Here is a 19,640-nt window from a genome sequence, read left to right on the forward strand (position 1 = left end):
ACGCAACCGTTTTCATAAATCTATTTTAATAAAAGCGTTTTCACTTTGCAATAGAAATTTATTTTTTTTCATAAAAAAAGATGCTCTAAGAGCATCCTTTTTTATTATGAAATGCGATAAACCCTTGTTTCATAAGGTTTTAACGTGATTGAAGTTACTTGTTCATTTTCCACAACTTTATAGTTATTTAAAAGCAAACGTTTGCGTTCTAGTGCAAATGAACCTTCATTATACACAGCTACCTCTTTTGAGATATTACTAATTACAACGATTTTTTCATCGTTTAATGTACGAGTATATGCATAAATTTGCGGATCATCTTCTAAAAGTAAATCATACGTACCGTAATTCAGTACATCGTGCTCTTTTTTCAAGGCAATCATTTTCTTATAGAAATTGAAAATAGAGTTCTCTTCATTCTTTTGCTTTTCAACATTAATTTCTTTATAGTTTGGATTCATACCAAACCAAGATGCACCTGTTGTAAAGCCAGCATTCATTTCATCGTTCCACTGCATAGGTGTACGTGAATTATCGCGGCAAGAAGCCCATATAATTTCCATCATATCTTGATGTGATACGCCCTCTGCAATTTTCTCTCGATATAAATTTTTAATTGCTACATCATCATAATCTTCAATATTTGGGAATTGAACATTTGTCATCCCAATTTCTTGTCCTTGATAAATAAACGGTGTACCGTGCATAAAGAAATACATTGCTCCAAGAGCTGTTGCACTTTCACGCCAATATTGTTTATCATCTCCCCAAGTTGAAACGATACGTGGCTTATCATGATTCTCAATATATAAAGCATTCCATCCTTTATTTTCTAACCCTTTTTGCCATTTCGTTAATACCTTTTTCAATCCTACAACATCAAGATCTTTCTTCTTCTCTGCATCCCATAAACTTAAATGCTCGAATTGGAATACCATATTGAACTTACCTTGCTCTTCTCCAACCCAAAACTCAGCATCTTCAATCTTAACGCCATTCGCTTCACCAACAGTCATAATATCGTACTTAGAAAACGTATTTTCTTTTAACTCTTCTAATAAAGGTTGAATACCATCCACATTCATATGTTTATCAAAAGATGGTACATACTTTAATTCTTTTGGATTTGGCATATCTTTGAAACCATCTTCTTTTTTAATATGGCTGATTGCATCCACTCGGAAACCATCAATTCCTTTATCAAGCCACCAATTAACTGTATCGTATAACACTTCGCGAACTTCTTTATTCTCCCAGTTTAAATCTGGTTGTTTACGCGAGAATAAGTGTAAATAATATTGTCCTGTTACTTCATCATATTCCCATGCCGAACCATTAAAAATACTTTCCCAGTTGTTTGGTTCCGCACCATCTTTACCATCATGCCAAATATACCAATCACGCTTCTGATTGTCTTTAGATGAACGTGACTCAATAAACCATGGATGTTCATCACTCGTATGATTAATAACTAAATCAATAATAAGCTTCATATCACGCTTATGAACTTCATCTAGTAAAGCATCAAAGTCTTCCATCGTACCAAATTCATCCATGATATCTTGATAATCACTAATGTCATAGCCATTATCATCATTAGGTGACTTATACATTGGACAAATCCAAATTACATCTATACCTAAATCTTTTAAATAATCCAGTTTTGCAATAATACCTTGTAAATCTCCAATACCATCACCATTTGAATCCATAAAGCTACGCGGATAAATTTGATACGCAACCGCTTCTTTCCACCATGTCTTTTTCATAGTCATTCTCTCCTTTTGCATCCCATCAGAATTTTATGCAAACGTTTTCGTAACACTATCATAACAAAATATGAATAGTTTGCAACTGTTTTCATTGAACTCTATGTAGATTCCTTATTCTTATGCTTTATTTATTTCTCACAAAAGCAAATCTCATTCCTCACCTGCTCTTGTCCACGCACGTTACATACACTTTTCATATATTAATAAAAAGCACTGCTTGTTTTAGAAAGGAGTGATAAATTGAAACAAACAAAATTAACAGGTCGTATCGTCGTTCCTTCAGACCCGGACTATGACGTAGCCCGAATGAATTTAAATTTAAGCATTCCAAAACTCCCTTACGTTATTGTTTTTTGTCAAAATCAAAATGATGTCTGTAACGCCTTAAAATGGGCACGCGAACGTCATGTACCATTTCGCTTAAGAAGCGGACGTCATAGCTATGAAAATTTTTCTCTTTTAAATAGAGGACTTATTATTGATGTGAGTGAAATGCATCGTATTACTGTTAATACAGATAAATTAACAGCAACAATTGAAGCTGGTGCAAATCTTGGCACTGTTTATAAAGAGCTTTGGAATTTTGGTGTGACAATACCGGCTGGTACAAGTGCAAGCGTTGGAATTGTTGGATTAGCCCTTGGCGGTGGCATCGGTATGCTTTCACGCTTATTTGGATTAACATGTGATCAATTAGTAGAAGTTGAAATAGTACAAGTGTGTGGTAAATTTGGAGCAAAAATCCTTCGCGCAAACGAACATGAAAACCATAACTTGTTTTGGGCGTGCCGCGGTGGTGGTGGTGGAAACTTTGGAATTGTTACTTCTTTAACTTTTCGAGTCCATCCTATAAAAAATGTATCAATCTTCTCAATTACATGGGAATGGGAAGATTTTATCGCTGCATTTCAAGCGTGGCAAAACTGGGCACCTTATATAGGCAAACGTCTCACTTCATCAATTGAATTATTCGCAAAGCAACGAAATAAAATTGAAGTAAAAGGTGAATTTGTTGGCTCTCCCTCTGAACTCCATTCCTTATTATCTCCTCTTCTTGAAACTGGTACCCCCTCTCTCTTTATAGATGAAGTTCCTTATATAAAGGCTGTTGAATTTTTTAATAGTGGTAACATCCCTGAAAACTTCAAGCGCTCCGGTTCCTATGTATATAAACCGATTCCCCTTAAAGGAATTCAAATCATGCAACATTTTCTTTCTCATGCTCCAAATAAAGATGCGAGTATTTGGCACCAATCGCTTGTAGGTGCTGTTGAAAATATTCCCCCTACTGAAACAGCTTATTTCCATCGTAAAGCAATTATTGCGCAAGAATACATTACCTCTTGGAAATGCGATGATGAAGAAAATCGCAATATACACTGGGTTAAAGATTTACGAGAAAGCTTAGATCCTTATACACTAGGTGACTATGTCAATTGGCCCGATATCGACATTAAAAATTGGCAAACTAGTTATTACGGCCCTAACTTTCAAAGATTGCGTAAAGTGAAAACCATATATGATCCTTGCAATGTTTTTCGTTTTCAACAAAGTATCCCACCCTTTCATACGTAAAAAAAGGAAGAACAGAATGCTGTTCTTCCTTTTTACATTGAAAATCGTTCAATTGTTTGTTTCAAGTCTGCTGCTTGCTTTTCTAAATCCTTTAACAATTGATCGATTACTACCATATTTTTAGATTGTTGCAACGTCACACGTGCTACTTCTTGTGAACCAGCTGATGTTTCCTCAGCAATTGCTGCTACAGCCTTCGTCTGTGCTCCGGTTTGATGAATGTGACTCACTTGTTCGTTCATATAGCCACTAATTTGCTTCGTTGCATCGGCAACTTCCATAATACTTGATGACATTTCTTTTAAAATTAATTCAGTAGCTTCCCCACGTTTCGCCTCTTCTTTAGCCGTTTTCACTTGCTCTGTCATTTTCAATGCGACTTGTTGCACTTCTTCTTGCATATTCCGTAATAAATGCGATATATTTCTTGCAGAATGATCGCTTTCATCGGCAAGTTTACGTACTTCTTCAGCTACAACTGCAAAGCCCCTTCCATGCTCTCCAGCACGAGCCGCCTCAATAGAAGCATTCAGTGCTAATAAATTCGTTTGACTAGCAATCTCACTCACAACAGAAACAATATGTTCTACTTGTTTCATTCGTTCTTCTAATTTCTGTACATTTTGCATCGAATTTTCATTTTCTTTTGCCAATGTTTGAATACCTTGAATTAAAGAAGTAAAGACTCGTGTACTTTGCCCTAAAGCTTGAACCATTTCTAAAGACAGCTCGTCAGACTGTTTTGCTTTTTCTTCTACTTCACTCGCAATAGAAGTTGTTGTATCAACAGCAGAAACAATCGCCTGAATGGAAGCTGCTGATTGCTCGGCGCCAGAAGAAATCTCTGCAAGGGTTTCAGACACACCTCGTGCTTGTTTTGTTGCTTCCCCTGTTTGCCTTCTAATTTGCTGAACTTGATTATTTGTATACGAAAATGTAGTATCAATATTTTTTACCATACCTCTTAAGTTCCCTAGCATCATATTAAATGCAACACTTAAAGATTTAATCTCATCATCTGTTTTTGGTAACGGGACATCTTCACGAATATCGCCATCGGCCGCTTTCCTTGCAGCCTCCTCCAACTTTCGAAGTGGTTTAATTAAAAAGATTGCTGCTCCATACGCTAAAATTCCAGACCATACTACACCTAATAACATAACGATAATATTATAAACAGTTTGACTTACATAACTTTGAAAATAATCGTATATCACGTAAATAAAAAATATACTTGTTGAATATGTAATAAAAGCTAAAACTGTAGTAAATAGCATAAGTTGTGTACGTAAGCCAAAGGAAAATGTCTTCCTTTCTTTTTCCATCTCTTCTTTCCTCCTTTTTATAAGTAATATAAGTACTACCTATATATTATTATCCATATTTTCGTTATAGAAAGATATAGGGATTTTAAAAATCATTATTCCCTTGAATATCAAATTACCCGAAAAAAATAAAGGATTCTGACAATTTATGACTAATAACAGAAATAAGGGGCAACATTTGTAAAATATATTTTGACTGGGGGTTTTGTATGATTCAGGTTCAAAATCTAGTAAAATCATTTGGCTCACTTGATGTTTTAAAAGGAATTGATTTAGAAGTAAAAGAAAAAGAAGTTGTTGTTTTAATTGGTGCCAGTGGTTCCGGTAAAAGTACATTACTTCGCTGTCTTAACTTTTTAGAAATGTACGATGAAGGTGAAATTCATTTACAAGGTGAACGAATTGATCCACAGCATTCAAATTTAAACAAAGTCCGTGAAAATGTCGGAATGGTTTTTCAGCACTTTAACCTCTTTCCTCATATGACCTCACTAGAAAACATCATAGAAGCACCTATCCATGTAAAAAAATTAGAAACAACAAATGCAAAGGAAATTGGAAATCAGCTTTTGCAAAAAGTCGGTCTACAAGATAAAGCAGATGTAACTCCCCACCTCCTGTCAGGTGGTCAAAAGCAGCGCATTGCCATTGCACGAGCTCTTGCCATGAATCCTAAAATTATGCTATTTGATGAACCTACCTCAGCCTTAGACCCTGAACTTGTTGGAGAAGTATTGCAAGTTATGAAAGAACTTGCTGAAGAAGGAATGACCATGATTATCGTTACTCATGAAATGAATTTCGCAAGAGATGTAGCTGATCGCGTCATATTTATGGATGACGGAAAGATTGTAGAGGACGCTCCGCCAGCTCAATTCTTTTCAGCTCCATCACATGAACGAGCAAAACAATTTTTACGCAACGTTTTATAATGTAACTTCTGTTTCAAATGAAAAGAAATACATTCATACGGTGCACAACTAATTGTCCAAATAAAATATCTCAGTAACATACTTAAAACCATCCGTATGATCAATATATAGGAGGGGTTTTATGAAAAGAAAACTATTAACCATTGTTGCGAGTATTACATTATGTACATCCTTCATACTAGGAGCCTGTAGTAAGGAAAGTGCTACTACTTCTTCAAATGGTGAAAAAGAATTTCGTTATGCGATGAGTGGCTTATATAAACCTTTTAACTATAAAGAAAATGACGGAAAGCTTGCTGGTTTTGATGTGGAAATTGGTGAGGCACTTGCGAAAAAAATGAATATGAAACCCACTCCTATTACAAATCCATGGGAAACGCTAATTCAAGGTCTACAATCGAAAAAATATGATGCTATATTGGGCAGTATGGCAATTACAGAAGAACGCTTAAAAGCTGTTAGTTTCTCAAATCCTTATTATCGTTCTGGTGCCCAAATTTTTGTGGCTAAAAAGAATACATCTATCTCTTCTCCAGAAGATTTGAAAGGTAAGAAAATTGGTGTTGTAAAAGCTAGTACCTTTAAAGACCTTGTTGCAAAACATACAGATCAAATCACAGAATATGACAGCGATATTACTGCACTTATGGACTTAGAGCCTGGGCGTATTGATGCAGTAATCACTGATCAAATGGTCGGTTTACGTATGATCAAAGAAGGTAAATCAAATATAAAAGAAGCTGGAAAACCATTAAATCTTGATGAAATGGGAATTGCTATTCGTAAAGATGATAAAGAAATGGTTGAGAAAGTAAATAAAGCTTTAGATGAAATCATTAAAGATGGTACGTATGAAAAGATCAGTAAAAAATGGTTTGGGCGTAATATTCTCGGTGAAGAAGAAAAAACGAAGTAAATTAGCTAGTCAAATGTTTCATACATTATGCCCCACTTTTTATGTGGGGTATTTCATTCCCTACCAAAATCCATACAATATGAGGTGACACATATGTTTGAAATTTTTATGTCTACTTATCCCACACTCTTAAAGGCTACTATTGTCACATTACAATTAACACTAACATCCTTATTACTTGGTTCACTAATTGGATTACTATTCGCTTTTTTTCGAATCTCTAACAATAAGATTTTAAATAGTATTGCTCATGTATATATCGCCATTATTCGTGGTACACCTTTAATTGTTCAAATTGCCATTCTCTATTTCGGTATTACATCGATTATTGTCTTCACTCCTTTTTGGGCAGGAGCAATTGCTTTAGCAATCCATAACGGTGCATATATTACTGAAATTTTCCGCGGTTCCATTCAATCTGTCGACCGTGGACAATTGGAAGCCGCTCGTTCTTTAGGTATGCCTTATCCTTTAGCAATGCGCCGTATTGTATTACCGCAAGCATTTCGTCAATCTCTTCCTCCTTTAGGAAATCAGTTTATTATTGGATTAAAGGACTCTTCTCTCGTTGCATATGTAGGGTTGTCCGAATTATGGGGATCAGGTTTATCAATTGCTGCAAGTAACTTCCAACAATTAGATACATACATAATCGTTGGTTTATATTACCTCGTACTTGTTCTTCTATTTACTTATTTTGTTAATCTTTTAGAGAAACGATTACAAAGAAAAGAAACCAATTCAGTTCAATTTAGCAAAAAGAATAAAAAAGAAGTCTCTTTATAAAAAAAGCAAGCCTGAAATGGCTTGCTTTTTCACTGCAAAATATATCAATTTTTACTGATTTACTTTTTTAATACTCTCTTCTTCCTCTATATGTTCCTCACGATATGAAATATTATGAGGATCTAGTCCATTTCCTAAAGAACCATAGAAATGCTCTCTATGCGGATCCACTAATTCACTTCCTTGATAATACACACGTGGTGTATTCCATAGCGCTGCCAAAGCTTTTGTCATTGGCATCTCATGATAGCGTTCCGGCCACATTTCTTTAATTTTCTCTTTTACTAACGGATAGTATTTAGAGCTCATAGCAGGGAACAAATGGTGTTCTGTATGATATGAGAAATTGAAATGTAAAACGTCTACCCAGTGCGGCACTGTTACTGATAAACAGTTCGCTAACGGATCATTTACTGGAACAATTGGATTTAATCGATGATTTGTTGCGATATATGCCATTACAATAAAGTTAGCAATTAACAATGGAATTACATATGCAAATAACCATTTTCCAGGTCCCATAATAAACAATAAACTAATCCAAACAGTCCAAGGCAAAAGAAGTTGAAGCCATACAGATTTTTGATTGGATGACTTAAATTCCTTTATAAAATGAAAGAACATTCGAGTCGAATGTAACGTAAATTGAATGGTTAGTGACAGAAAACTAAAGAATGAACGAACATGAAGAGGCATGCGATATACCCACCTTAAAAACTTACTCTTTTTCAGTTTCTCAAGTGTAGGCCATGCATCTGGATCATTTTCTTCATGTTGTGTATGAACATGATGCGTTGCATTATGCCACTTTCTCCAAAGCTTCGGGCCAGTTGATAATGGCATAAATGCTATCGCGCCTAAAAAATCACGAAGCCATGCTTTTCTTACAACAGTTCCATGTAAAATTTCATGTCCTAAAAATCCAAGTGAAGCAAAACATAATCCAAGAACAATCGCAATTCCTAGATTCGCCCACACATTCAATTCAAATACACCAATCGATATTAACCCCGCCAATGCCACAAGCAAATAAGCCAGTCCACCAAATAAACGTGTAGGAACTGGTTTAAATGCTTTTTTCGGCAAATGTGGTGATACACGTGCTGCATACCACCCAAACGTATGAAGCTCCTTCATCCTTTTGCCCCTTTCTTATGCCGCGTCTTGCGCAACTTACATATATCAATTCTTGCTTCCAGATTGATTTTACTAGCTGATTAAAAAGCATCTATGTATAAGGAAAATATACTCACTCTATCGTCACTTATCTTTTCGCTTTTATTATCAATGAAAAACATTTCTCTTTTTACTCTCTATCAACCTTTCCACATGATGAATCATATCAATAGAATTTCCATATTGTCAACAACTTTTATGACCTAGTAATAAAAGTTGGTTATGTTTTTATAATCATACTTTATTCCACTAAAGAAAAAACATAGATTTTATAGGGTTTTATCCATTATGCATATATATATGCTGACATACTATAGACTCTATCTTATTCAAGAACTCTCTGTGTACACAACAAATAAACTCACCTGAATCTAGCTTTGCACAACTCCTATCTCTTCATACCGACAACACCAAAATTATATTAAAATAATTTTATCTTTCTTTTAATAAAAATAGACTCCTTCTAAAACAGCACACATGAATTTCCTATCATATGGAAATATTAAAAGGAAAATTGTTCTAAAATCAGGAGGTTTCTATAATGACAAGCGATACATTTCCACAATTTCCATTATCTTATTGGATTGAATCTACTCAAGTCCCTGCTTTTCCTCATTTATCTGAAGATACAAAAACTGAAGTTGCTGTTATCGGAGCTGGTATTACAGGCATTACAACTGCCTATTTACTTGCAAAAGAAGGTATGAACGTTGTTTTAATTGATTCTGGTCTTATTTTAAATGGAACGACTGGGCATACAACAGCGAAGGTAACAGCACAACACGATCTTATTTATGATGAATTAATAAATCATTTTGGTTTGGAAAAAGCGAGGCTTTACTATGAATCAAATAATCATGCTCTACAATTCATAAATGAGACGGTGAAAACATATAAAATTGACTGTAATTTCTCAAATGAAGATTCATATTTATATACAACTACTGATAATGGATTAAGAAGTTTATCGAAAGAATATGAAGCCTATCAAAAATTAAATATACCTTGTGACTATGTTCAATCTCTATCGATTCCGATTCCAGTACAATCTGCACTTGTCATGAAAAACCAAGCACAATTCCATCCCCTCCTTTATTTGAAAACACTTTTAGAAAAGTTTGTGGAGATGGGCGGAAAAGTTTATGAACAAACAACAGCTATTGATGTGGAAAAAGGTGATTATCCACAAGTCATTACAAAAGGCGGGCATCGCATCACTTGCAAATATGTTGTCTCTTGTTCACATTTTCCTTTCTATGATGCGAATAGCTTTTTCTTTACGCGAATGTATGCCGAACGCTCTTATGCTCTTGCAATCAAAGCAAAAACGGATTATCCAGGTGGCATGTATTTAAGTATTGATGACCCAAAACGTTCCTTGCGCTATACAACAAATAATGGGGAAAAATTAATTTTAATTGGCGGAGAAAGTCATAAAACAGGACAAGGAATAAACACGATGCTTCATTACGAAGCACTGTATTCTTTTGCGGAAGCAACGTTTGGAGTAGATGAAGTTCCCTATAGATGGTCAGCACAAGATTTAATAACGCTAGATAAGCTTCCTTATATCGGACATATTAACGAAAGAAATCCAAATATATTTGTTGCAACTGGATATCGTAAATGGGGAATGACAACTGGAACTGCTGCCGCTCATTTACTGAAGGACTCCATTCTAAAAGTCCACAATCCCTATAAGGAACTGTATGCACCATCACGCTTCCATGCAAATCCAGATATAAAAACATTCCTCTCCCAGAACATTGATGTTGCGAAACATTTAATTGAAGGAAAGATTGAAACCACATTACGTAAGCCAGAAGATCTCGAAGTTGGTGAAGGATCTGTCGTACATGTTAATGGGAAACGAGCAGGTGCTTATAAGGACAAAGATGGGAAATTACATATTGTCGATACAACTTGTACACATCTCGGCTGCGAAGTTGAATGGAATAATGGTGATTGTACTTGGGACTGCCCTTGCCATGGTTCCCGCTTTTCAATTGAGGGAGATGTTATGGAAGGTCCAGCAGATCAACCGTTAAAACGAGTTGATCATGAGTAAACAAATAAAGAAGTTCAACAGGATTCCTGTTGAACTTCTTTATTTGTTATAAAACCTTTTCAGATAAACTCCGACATAAGAAGGGAAATATTAACATCAAATAAAATAATATATTTATCTATAAATAAAAGGAGGGAATACTATGCAAACTTCAGCTCCACCTCATCTAGAATCTACAAAAACTATCTTTTCAAGCTCTATTACAAAACTTGTTGTTTTTATTTGTTGGCTAGCCATTCTAGCTGATGGATATGATTTAGGTATTTACGGTGCCGTTCTGCCAAAGCTCCTAGAAGACAAAAGCTGGGCACTTTCACCAGCACACGCTGGTACAATTGCTAGCTATGCTTTATTTGGGATGTTTATTGGTGCTATTCTAGTTGGAACCATTACAGATCTAATTGGACGAAAATGGACGCTTATATGCTGTTTAGCACTTTTCTCCATCACAATGGGCCTTGCTGCACTTGCCCCTTCCTCTGAACTATTTGGTTTATCTCGATTTATCGGAGGAATCGGATTAGGCGGTGTTATCCCAACAGCTTCAGCACTTACTGTTGAATATTCACCAAAAAAGCGACAATCTTTTATTTATGCTCTTATGTTTACTGGCTATCCTTTAGGTATCGTGTTAGGTGCTATTTTGTCTATGTTTATGTTAGAAGATTTCGGATGGAGAATTATGTTTGGCATCGGAATGATTCCACTACTCCTCATTCCTTTCATCATTCGTTATTTACCTGAATCCATTCAATTTTTGTTATCACGTAATCGACAAGAAGAAGTGGAACAAATCCTTAATCGTTTTCAAATTGAATTCAATGCAAAAGAGGAAACTCATCAAGCCCCACCTAATATACGAAAGAAAAATGGATTTCTTACGTTATTCTCAAAAGAGTACATAAAAGCGACGCTGCTTTTTTGGATTACTTATATAATGGGAATGTTTTTAATATACGGTTTAAACACTTGGTTACCGCAGATGATGCGCCAAGCAGGATACCCTCTTGGATCTAGTCTATCATTTTTACTTATGCTAAATGTTACTGCCGCTATCGGTGCATTATTTGCTGGAGCAATCGCGGATCGTATAGGGGCTAAATTTGTTATTAGCATCTCCTATCTTATGGCAGCTATATGTATTGGACTATTAACAATTAAACCATCTGTTACAATCATTTATCTTTTAATCGGCCTTGCTGGAATTGGATCAGTCGGTATTACTCAAATATTAAATGCATATGTAACACAATACTTCCCATCCCATATCCGAGCTACCTCCTTAGGCTGGGGACTTGGACTTGGCCGAGTTGGTGCGATTGCTGGTCCTATTCTTGTCGGTATTATTATGACAATGCAATATGACTTAGCATGGAATTTTTACTTATTCTCATTCGCGGGTCTTCTTGCAGCTATATCTGTTTTCTTTATTCCTACAAAATAAAAAAAGAGCACAAACTCACTTGTGCTCTTTTTCATATACTTCAAACAACATATCTCGAAACAATGTATTTAAACTCTCAATATCAATTCCTGATCCCTTTTCAATTCCTTTTACATATTGCTGATAGTAATGAATTTGTTCCTCTAAAAATTGATTCAACACCTCAATTTTTAATCCAACATCTAATTCAGTACCTGCCTTTTTCTTTATTAACAACTGTTCAATTTCATCTAATACGCTACGTTCTAACGATAATTCTGTAATCAATCGACCGAATTCTACAGGTGGTAAAGTTGTTTTCTCCTCTAGCCACTTACAAGCTAAAATAGGACGCAATACATAAAAGTATTTTTTCAATTTTACGTTCTCACCTTGCAAAAATTCACGATAATTTTTTGAAGCCATATGTAAGTAATGATATATCGTTGCTTTCGGATCAAAGTGCTTATCACTCATTTGCTGAAGCTGTTCTGGAAAATGAGAGTTTTTCGAATAGAAAATCGGTGATCGAATCCATTCGAGTAAAGCTGGGTTTGACTTTGCGAATAACTGTAACGCCTTTTTAATATCCCACCCGCTTATATCTAAATCATCACTAATCGGATACTCAATTACATCTCGTTTATCATGAATTGATAAATACCACTCTACCGGATGCATATAAACAAATCTAACATCATAATCACTATCTTTCGATGGAAATCCCCAAGCACGACTCCCTGATTCCACTGCAAATAAAATTTTCACATCATTCTCTTGTTCAATTCTTGCTAACTCCACTCTAATTTTCTCTCTCATTTCATACCCTCTCCATTTTTTGATTATTTCCTTGGAAATTCGACAAATATACTCCTAATTTTACTACATACTAAAATAGCTGTCAGAAAATTCCCGACAGCCTACCAAAATCCTTTATTTTTTACTTGTTCTTTTCTGTTACACTAACCGCAATTCGTTCAAACTCTTTTCGAATCTCCTCTTTATATGCATCTACTTTTGAAAAATCCATAGCAGCAATATATATTCGTTCTAATTTATCACGAACTGATTTCGCTTTCGCTAAGAAAGACATCGCCTCATTCATTTTTGCTTTATATTGAATCGACACGTCACGAATTTCTGTCGCATACTTCTCATCTGTCCCTGGTGTCACAATCAAGGCATACATATCTATAATTTCATCACCTTCGCGGCTCGGAAAATATTCATGTGGTGCGGTGCTATCAAAAATTGCAAACCCTAATTCTCTTACGATAACCATATCAAGACTATTTGGATCAAATCCACAATGATATACTTCAACTTCAAATCCTTTTTCTTCTGCTGCCTTAGCTAATTTTTTAAGCATTGTTGATTTCCCAGATCCTGGGCGTCCTTTTATAAAATAACGATGTGGTAATCCCTCTGTTAAATTAGGAACAAAATCAACTGCTCCTTTCGGTGTAGCTGCCCCTAAAAACCGATGTTTCACAAGCGATTGTTTCCCGCCTTTATCTGTAAATAACTTCTGAATCAGCTGATCGGTTAGTTCATTTGCTTTATTAAAATCAATATTATTAATATATATTTTCTCCCACTCGTCATGTATAACTAGTGCCTCGTTAAAACAAGCGTAAGCAGTTTGAAAAGCCTTGCTTGCTTCTGAAACAAATCGTTCAATTTCCACCTTCTGCTTTCTTAATTTATCTGAGTCCCAAGCAACCCCTAAATTAATATACTCTTCCACAACTCCTGGCATTTTCGGCTCAATAACATGCGGTGATGTTCCATCAACAATTCCTACTTTTAACTTCGGGATAATTACACCATCAACCGATTTATTATCAGAAGAGCAGTGTAAAAATTCAATATCATATCCTTTTTCAACCCACTCGCGACCTATTGCTTTGATTAAAGAAGATTTCCCGGTCCCAGGACCACCCTTTAAAATAAATAACCTGTTTAGCCCTTTTAAATTCTCATCGTATAAATTATGAAATCCTCTAGCTGTATTTCCACCAGCGTAATAATTCAATACATTCCCTGTCACTGCACTCACTCCTTCGCAGCATTCTATTTACATAAGCTACAATATGCGAGCAACTTTATTTGGGTGAATACCTATTTTGTATTGCACGAAAAAAGGAAATGAATTACAATTTAAAGGTAGTGAATATTCAGAAATGAAAACTTAATATGTCTTTATCAAGAGAGGCAGAGGGACCGGCCCTTTGACGCCCAGCAACCTCAGTTTATACAAACTGAATAGGTGCTAATTCCTGCAAAATGCATTGCATTTTGAAAGATAAAACGTAACTATTGTGTACAAAACTCATCTTTCTTGATTATGAAAGGTGAGTTTTTTTATTTCAAAACATATATTGGAGGTATTTAAAATGAAAGTAATTGACCTATCACAAACATTTGAAAACAATATGTCCCAATTCCCTGGAACACCAAAAATCAATTTAGGAGCCATTACAAGCGTTGAAGAGACAGGCTATCAAGTTACAGACTTTCATTCTGTCGTTCATGTTGGCACGCATTGTGATGCTCCTGCTCATTTCATTTCAGGCGCAACGACTATTGATCAATTACCCCTAGATCAATTTGTAGGCGAAGCTGTTCTTATTGATGTAACTCATGTACAAGAACGAAAACTACCTAAAGAAGTATTACACAACGCTGACATAAAAGAAGGAGATATTGTTATTTTCCATTCCAATCTATCTACTAAATGGAATACAGAGGCATATGAGCAAGAAGCTTTTTATCTTTCTGAAGAATTAGCTGAGGAATTAGTTCAATTAAAAGTAAAATCGGTCGGCCTAGATTTCATTTCTCCTGATGAAGTAACGACAGAAACATCACCAATTCATCACATACTACTTGGGAATAATATTTATTTAATTGAAAACTTAACAAACTTAGATGCCATTCACACGAAACGTTTCTTTTTCTCAGCGGCACCTTTAAAAATTAAAGATAGCGACGGTGCTTTTGCAAGAGCATTCGCTGTAATTTTTTAAACAAACTATACAAAAAAGCAAAGATCATCATTGACCTTTGCTTCTATTTTTTTTATTTAAACTAAGAAAGAATTGCTCAACACGAGGACGTAACCAAGCTAAATAATCTTTCTCTTTCTTCTTTGTACAAGCTATTTCTTCCCCATCTACCATTCCGACAAGCTCTAGCTCTAACAGTTGCCTCGTAAATGCTAACATATTTATTTCTTCTTCTGGATACTCTTCTTTTAATTTCTCCTCAATTTCCCCCAATAAAAAACCGTCACGCATCATTGCCAATGCATCAATCCAAAGTGGCGGCATTTCATATTTTTCTCCTGTAATTGTATCTTTTACAATATAATTCTTTTGCTCTTTTCGAAATTGAATCGTGTGTAAACATACAGTCGAATTTAATGTTAATTCCATCATACCACCTCTTTCATAATATCTGCATAGAAAAAAGGATGCGCGTGCACCCCTTCTTTCTCTAACACTACCGAACCGTTACATGAATAACAAATCTCATGTCGATATTTTCCTCCATTATAAACGAAGTATTTTATAAAAAAAACCCTTCTTGAAACATTTTATAAAATGTTTATATTTACACAACAAGAACACTTTTCTGAAAAATATTTTTCTCTAGCACATTATGCTGTCGGTAAAAAAATTCTACTTTCGTCCCTATTCCCATGCTACTTTGAATCGCGATACTTCCTTGATGTTCCTCAATAATTTTATATGTAATCATTAACCCAAGTCCCGTACCATTCTCCTTTGTTGTGTAAAAAGCATTTCCAATCTTCTCTAGCTTTTCCTTCTCTATACCAAAGCCTTGATCTTCAACAGGAATACACAAATGCCTTTCAGTTTTTTGATATGCACGAATATGAATATCTCCACCTTCTGGCATTGATTCCATTCCATTTTTAATAACACTTGTTTTAATTTTTTATCATCATCATTTATAACAGGTAGATTTCCATCTACTTGCAAATGAAATCTCACTCTATATTGCGCTGCATAACTTTCCATTAGTTGTACAACATATAAAAGGATTTCCTGTATCAAGCTTTTAAATTTGTTCATATAAATATTCCTCATGATCCATACAAAAACTCTACGTGTTACCTCCTTAAATTCTAAGTATGAAATTGCTTTCAGGGCAATATACAACCTTATCATACGAAAAGGAAGGAGACCTCCCCTTCCTTTTCGCTATAACTTATATCCACCTTACCCTATCATGTAGCAGACCATCCGAAAAATTATTATGTCCTATTATAAAATTATTCATATATAAATTTAGATAGTCGCCGTACTTACTTTCTGTATTTAATAATAATTCCTCGACATAGTAAGCACCTTGTCCAAAGTGGTCTAAAAGCAAACTGCACAAGCCTGCATAAATCCCGCACCCTACTTGAAAGTAAGTTGCATTCGTTTTATATTTATGAAAAACTTGGCTACTATTCATTACATTGTACATATACGTCTCGCTATTTTCATAAACGAGTAGCACACCAACCAGATCCTCCCCGGCGATTTCTTCTTCCGCTGGATTAAATACTTTACGATTCCAATTCCATAAATCTTCTACTCGATCTAAGTTCTGTCTAATTACATTGGTCGTATACTCATTAATTCGGTAGAGAAAACCCACTTCCATGTTAAAGTTTTTTCCTAAAATTAAAACTTCCTCATGTGGCATTAAACAACCATAAAACTCTTTCTCTCCTAACTTTACTTTATACTCTGAAGCATATACATCTTCATAAAAATAAAGGGGACGATGATGACTCATATACATCGGATAACTCCATATTGCTTCATCTAGAAATCGCTCTACTGCCCATGAAGCATAAAGTGTATGAGGCTTTATCAGTGCTGTATCATTCAAAAATGACGTATCATGTTCTACTATATAGCATGCTCTTGGCTTTTCCTGTGGACGTTCCTTCATAAGTTCAACGACCATCCATTGAACAACACCTGGATTCATACCTGAGCCTATAATTGCTTTTGTATTTGTAAATTTCTCTTTCTCCTTCTCAAACCTCGTATATCTTTCCGTAAGCTGAAAGCCGATTAAACTATCGTCCTGATCTACTGCCTCATTTTCCAAAGCTGAATTAATATAAAAAATTCCAAGTTCATTACAACAGCTTAAGACTCTGATCGTATCTGCACCCGAAACATCAATAACAACACCCGTACTTTTTTCTTTCAAATGTTGCTTGAATTTCACTACATCTTGAAGGTCGATTTCATATAAAAACAATTGATCTTTCAAATTTGGAAACAACTCATCATAATAAGTCCTATCTTTTTGTTTTATATCAACCAAATGAAATGTAACATTCTTTATCGCTTCATAAATCGGGTCTTTTTCATTTACTATCGCTTGATTTAAAATTGCTAAAACTGCTTTTGCTGCTCCACCAGCACTACCAAGCAATGTAATCGATAACGAATTTGAAAACTGTTCCACCAACAAAACCCCTTTAATATAGTAGTTGAACAGTTCTCCCTCCAAAAAATAAATTGAATATATGAAAAAATGGCTCGTATATATTTTTTATAATTTTGCACAAGATTAGCTCTTCATAGATCTGGCTAATACATTTATATTCAATTCATTTTTCCCCTCACATCCAAATCAAACTAAATAAATAGGCTCGACCTTTTCTTCTGCATATAAAAGAAAAAGCCAGCCCTTTCAACTAGTCTACGGACAATGGACAGATTTCACATGTTGAATATTCACATACATTTTTGCATCACGTGCTTTTAATATTTCAATATGCCCTTCATCAATCTTTGCCATCTTTCCGATTTTATTAGATTCCTCACCTAAATCGAACACCATGATTTTGCCGGACATTTTAATTAGCTGTTCTTCAAATGTTCTAGCTAACGTAATATTTAATGGATTCACGGGGAGTTCATTTTTATTGAGGGCATACGGGACTTGATTTTCTTTATACGGAATTAACCATTTCAAATGCTTTAAAGATATATATACTGTTTTATAAACTGGACTATAAAAAACAATATAATCGTTCATTACACTTGTAACATAACCATGTATTGGAGCATTTCCTGCTACATAAACTTCTGTAAAAATCCCTTTAGAAGTACTTAATACTTTTCTCAAAGAAATGGAAGGTGATTCCCTCTTAATTACAGAATCAACATCTGGTTTTGATATTTCTTCATCATGTGGTCTTAAAAATTTATAATATTGTACATGGTATAAAGATATATATACGTAGTCTTGTCCATTGTAAAGAACAACAATATCATTTCCTACGTCTATTAATACACCTTTAAATCTTTTTTCACCGATTAATTTAACATATATATTTTCTCCAATACTTTTGTTTAACTCATTCATCTGTATCCTCCTTCCTATGGATTTCTTCTTTCCTGTCTTTCATTTCTAAAAAAATAATCAGGGCAAAGTTCTGTTTTAATAGTAAGTAATTCCTTTTCATACTATCGAAATAAGAAATTTTTCTTCTCTTTCCCTCATAATGCCCCTCTTATTTATTAAACATTATTCATCTTCATTCTTTTTACATTTAACTACTTGACTCACACTCTTAATATGATAGTTAATGATATAAATGACTTCATCACAGTTTACTAGTGTAATACATTCTTCATGCACTTCACTTAATAAACCTTCCACGCACTCTGGGCCACCGCGATTAATCTTTACCCACTTATACTTCAAGTCACGTAATACATCGACAAAAGTATCATCATCAGAACAGAAGCATGAAACATAGCAATCGCCACATTTACTTTCTTTCACTTTCTTAACTAGACTTTTCACGTGTTTCAATTGGTAATATACTAATTCACCAAGAGGTAGTTGTAATGTAAGATAATCTCTCCCTAACGATACAAGTACCCCCACTCGACTCTCTGGTCCACGGAGATTTACTTTTACAGTCTCACCGACTAAACATTTAATTTGCTCACAGCATAATACACTCTCCAAATTTATATCCCCTTTCTTATTATCTTCCTCTACTTGATTGTCTTTGTGCACGAGCGCGACCTGAATTATTGCTACTTTCCTTACTATCGTCGCTCTCGTCGCTCTCATCGCTCTCTTTACACTCTACTGTGACACTCTTAATATGGGATACCGCAACTAATATAACTTCTTCTTTTACAATTAATGTAACAAATTCACAAGAAACATCTTGTAAAATACCTTCAACTTTCTCTGGACCGCCACGATTAATTTTCACCCAGCGATATTTGAAGCTTTGAAGTAGCTTTTCAAAGTCATCTTCACATTCACATTCAAACCATCCGCAATCATCTGCTTTACAATCTTTCGCATTTTTTGTAACACTTTTCAGATGACGAATCTGATAGTAATAGAGCTCTCCTTTTTCATTCTTTAATACAAAGTAATCCGAACATACTGCGACTATTGTCCCTTTTTGAGATTCTGGACCACCCCTGTTTACTCTTACAAAAGATCCAATTAAATCTTTCAGAAAATCACAATGAAATAAACTCACGAGAAAACCCCTTCCATTAATTTATAAGCTTTTGCACTGATAGTATATGTATCTGTACAGGTTACGTTCTCTATGTTTGTCCTAGCTAGAAAAAAATATGCTTTTAACATGG

At 34.8% G+C, this 19,640-nt stretch carries 17 protein-coding genes, 2 pseudogenes and 1 riboswitch; of the genes and pseudogenes, 7 read left to right on the top strand and 12 right to left on the bottom strand.

The window, feature by feature from the left end:
* Window positions 1–104: 104 nt before the first annotated feature.
* A complete protein-coding gene (locus tag ABH961_RS26145) occupies window positions 105–1,769 on the bottom strand; it encodes a glycoside hydrolase family 13 protein (protein ID WP_098078446.1) in 1,665 nt (554 codons plus the stop codon).
* A gap of 243 nt (window positions 1,770–2,012) precedes the next feature.
* Between ABH961_RS26145 and ABH961_RS26150 the strand changes: the two genes are divergently transcribed.
* Window positions 2,013–3,347 (top strand): FAD-binding oxidoreductase, encoded by a 1,335-nt coding sequence (locus ABH961_RS26150; protein ID WP_098078444.1) that lies wholly within the window; start codon window positions 2,013–2,015, stop codon window positions 3,345–3,347.
* 32 nt (window positions 3,348–3,379) lie between these two features.
* On the opposite strand, the gene ABH961_RS26155 is transcribed toward ABH961_RS26150, so the two are convergent.
* Window positions 3,380–4,330, bottom strand: coding sequence for a methyl-accepting chemotaxis protein (locus tag ABH961_RS26155; RefSeq protein ID WP_431097990.1), 951 nt, complete (start codon window positions 4,328–4,330; stop codon window positions 3,380–3,382).
* Window positions 4,322–4,672 (bottom strand): annotated as a pseudogene (locus tag ABH961_RS30110) (HAMP domain-containing protein); the annotation flags it as partial. The gene ABH961_RS26155 and the pseudogene ABH961_RS30110, both read right to left, overlap by 9 nt.
* 209 nt (window positions 4,673–4,881) lie before the next feature.
* Between ABH961_RS30110 and ABH961_RS26160 the strand changes: the two are divergent.
* From ABH961_RS26160 to ABH961_RS26170, 3 genes are all read left to right on the top strand, one after another.
* The gene (locus ABH961_RS26160) at window positions 4,882–5,604 is read left to right on the top strand and encodes an amino acid ABC transporter ATP-binding protein (protein WP_098078438.1); all 723 of its coding nucleotides are present in this window, start codon (window positions 4,882–4,884) and stop codon (window positions 5,602–5,604) included.
* Window positions 5,605–5,725: 121 nt separating this feature from the next.
* The gene (locus ABH961_RS26165; protein WP_002016697.1) at window positions 5,726–6,520 is read left to right on the top strand and encodes an ABC transporter substrate-binding protein; all 795 of its coding nucleotides are present in this window, start codon (window positions 5,726–5,728) and stop codon (window positions 6,518–6,520) included.
* 93 nt (window positions 6,521–6,613) lie between these two features.
* Window positions 6,614–7,306 (top strand): amino acid ABC transporter permease, encoded by a 693-nt coding sequence (locus tag ABH961_RS26170; protein WP_000461606.1) that lies wholly within the window; start codon window positions 6,614–6,616, stop codon window positions 7,304–7,306.
* Between the two features lie 51 nt (window positions 7,307–7,357).
* Here ABH961_RS26170 and desB read toward each other — a convergent pair whose 3' ends face one another.
* Entirely contained in the window at window positions 7,358–8,443 is a 1,086-nt protein-coding gene (gene desB / locus ABH961_RS26175; protein ID WP_048541961.1) for a Delta(10) desaturase DesB, read from the bottom strand.
* A gap of 580 nt (window positions 8,444–9,023) precedes the next feature.
* On the opposite strand from desB, the gene ABH961_RS26180 reads away from it, so the two are divergent.
* A complete protein-coding gene (locus tag ABH961_RS26180) occupies window positions 9,024–10,550 on the top strand; it encodes an FAD-dependent oxidoreductase (protein ID WP_098078435.1) in 1,527 nt (508 codons plus the stop codon).
* 142 nt (window positions 10,551–10,692) lie between these two features.
* Window positions 10,693–11,994 carry an MFS transporter gene (locus ABH961_RS26185; protein ID WP_098078433.1) on the top strand — a complete coding sequence of 434 codons (1,302 nt, stop codon included), beginning with the start codon at window positions 10,693–10,695 and terminating at the stop codon, window positions 11,992–11,994.
* A 15-nt stretch (window positions 11,995–12,009) separates the two neighbouring features.
* On the opposite strand, the gene ABH961_RS26190 is transcribed toward ABH961_RS26185, so the two are convergent.
* Together ABH961_RS26190 and ABH961_RS26195 are read right to left on the bottom strand one after the other, a co-directional pair.
* Complete coding sequence (locus ABH961_RS26190) at window positions 12,010–12,792, bottom strand: nucleotidyltransferase domain-containing protein (protein ID WP_098078430.1); 783 nt, start codon at window positions 12,790–12,792, stop codon at window positions 12,010–12,012.
* Window positions 12,793–12,913: 121 nt separating this feature from the next.
* The gene (locus ABH961_RS26195; RefSeq protein WP_098078428.1) at window positions 12,914–14,023 is read right to left on the bottom strand and encodes a PRK06851 family protein; all 1,110 of its coding nucleotides are present in this window, start codon (window positions 14,021–14,023) and stop codon (window positions 12,914–12,916) included.
* A gap of 149 nt (window positions 14,024–14,172) precedes the next feature.
* Window positions 14,173–14,285, top strand: a riboswitch (SAM riboswitch).
* Between the two features lie 84 nt (window positions 14,286–14,369).
* On the opposite strand from ABH961_RS26195, the gene ABH961_RS26200 reads away from it, so the two are divergent.
* Window positions 14,370–15,002 carry a cyclase family protein gene (locus ABH961_RS26200; protein ID WP_000862971.1) on the top strand — a complete coding sequence of 211 codons (633 nt, stop codon included), beginning with the start codon at window positions 14,370–14,372 and terminating at the stop codon, window positions 15,000–15,002.
* A gap of 27 nt (window positions 15,003–15,029) precedes the next feature.
* Here ABH961_RS26200 and ABH961_RS26205 read toward each other — a convergent pair whose 3' ends face one another.
* The 6 genes and pseudogenes from ABH961_RS26205 to ABH961_RS26230 form a co-directional block, all read right to left on the bottom strand.
* Complete coding sequence (locus ABH961_RS26205) at window positions 15,030–15,410, bottom strand: hypothetical protein (protein WP_000424112.1); 381 nt, start codon at window positions 15,408–15,410, stop codon at window positions 15,030–15,032.
* Between the two features lie 178 nt (window positions 15,411–15,588).
* Window positions 15,589–16,052: pseudogene (locus tag ABH961_RS26210) on the bottom strand (ATP-binding protein); the annotation flags it as partial.
* A gap of 157 nt (window positions 16,053–16,209) precedes the next feature.
* A complete protein-coding gene (locus ABH961_RS26215; RefSeq protein ID WP_098078423.1) occupies window positions 16,210–17,475 on the bottom strand; it encodes an S-adenosylmethionine decarboxylase related protein in 1,266 nt (421 codons plus the stop codon).
* A gap of 237 nt (window positions 17,476–17,712) precedes the next feature.
* Window positions 17,713–18,381: an LSm family protein gene (locus tag ABH961_RS26220; RefSeq protein ID WP_064477203.1), complete on the bottom strand. Its 669-nt coding sequence runs from the start codon at window positions 18,379–18,381 to the stop codon at window positions 17,713–17,715.
* 162 nt (window positions 18,382–18,543) lie between these two features.
* A complete protein-coding gene (locus tag ABH961_RS26225) occupies window positions 18,544–18,993 on the bottom strand; it encodes a hypothetical protein (protein ID WP_061678057.1) in 450 nt (149 codons plus the stop codon).
* A gap of 19 nt (window positions 18,994–19,012) precedes the next feature.
* Entirely contained in the window at window positions 19,013–19,528 is a 516-nt protein-coding gene (locus ABH961_RS26230; RefSeq protein WP_048541983.1) for a hypothetical protein, read from the bottom strand.
* Between the last annotated feature and the right edge of the window lie 112 nt (window positions 19,529–19,640).

The organism is Bacillus sp. RC251 (assembly GCF_044908765.1).
Lineage (GTDB): Bacteria > Bacillota > Bacilli > Bacillales > Bacillaceae_G > Bacillus_A > Bacillus_A wiedmannii.

Bases quoted from the DNA above. Each gene is read 5' to 3' on its own strand.
- ABH961_RS26165 (WP_002016697.1), top strand. From the start codon at position 5,726: ATGAAAAGAAAACTATTAACCATTGTTGCGAGTATTACATTATGTACA.
- ABH961_RS26160 (WP_098078438.1), top strand. From the start codon at position 4,882: ATGATTCAGGTTCAAAATCTAGTAAAATCATTTGGCTCACTTGATGTT.
- ABH961_RS26200 (WP_000862971.1), top strand. From the start codon at position 14,370: ATGAAAGTAATTGACCTATCACAAACATTTGAAAACAATATGTCCCAA.
- ABH961_RS26170 (WP_000461606.1), top strand. From the start codon at position 6,614: ATGTTTGAAATTTTTATGTCTACTTATCCCACACTCTTAAAGGCTACT.
- ABH961_RS26180 (WP_098078435.1), top strand. From the start codon at position 9,024: ATGACAAGCGATACATTTCCACAATTTCCATTATCTTATTGGATTGAA.
- ABH961_RS26155 (WP_431097990.1), bottom strand. From the start codon at position 4,330: ATGATGCTAGGGAACTTAAGAGGTATGGTAAAAAATATTGATACTACA.
- ABH961_RS26145 (WP_098078446.1), bottom strand. From the start codon at position 1,769: ATGAAAAAGACATGGTGGAAAGAAGCGGTTGCGTATCAAATTTATCCG.
- desB (WP_048541961.1), bottom strand. From the start codon at position 8,443: ATGAAGGAGCTTCATACGTTTGGGTGGTATGCAGCACGTGTATCACCA.
- ABH961_RS26190 (WP_098078430.1), bottom strand. From the start codon at position 12,792: ATGAGAGAGAAAATTAGAGTGGAGTTAGCAAGAATTGAACAAGAGAAT.
- ABH961_RS26185 (WP_098078433.1), top strand. From the start codon at position 10,693: ATGCAAACTTCAGCTCCACCTCATCTAGAATCTACAAAAACTATCTTT.
- ABH961_RS26220 (WP_064477203.1), bottom strand. From the start codon at position 18,381: ATGAATGAGTTAAACAAAAGTATTGGAGAAAATATATATGTTAAATTA.
- ABH961_RS26205 (WP_000424112.1), bottom strand. From the start codon at position 15,410: ATGGAATTAACATTAAATTCGACTGTATGTTTACACACGATTCAATTT.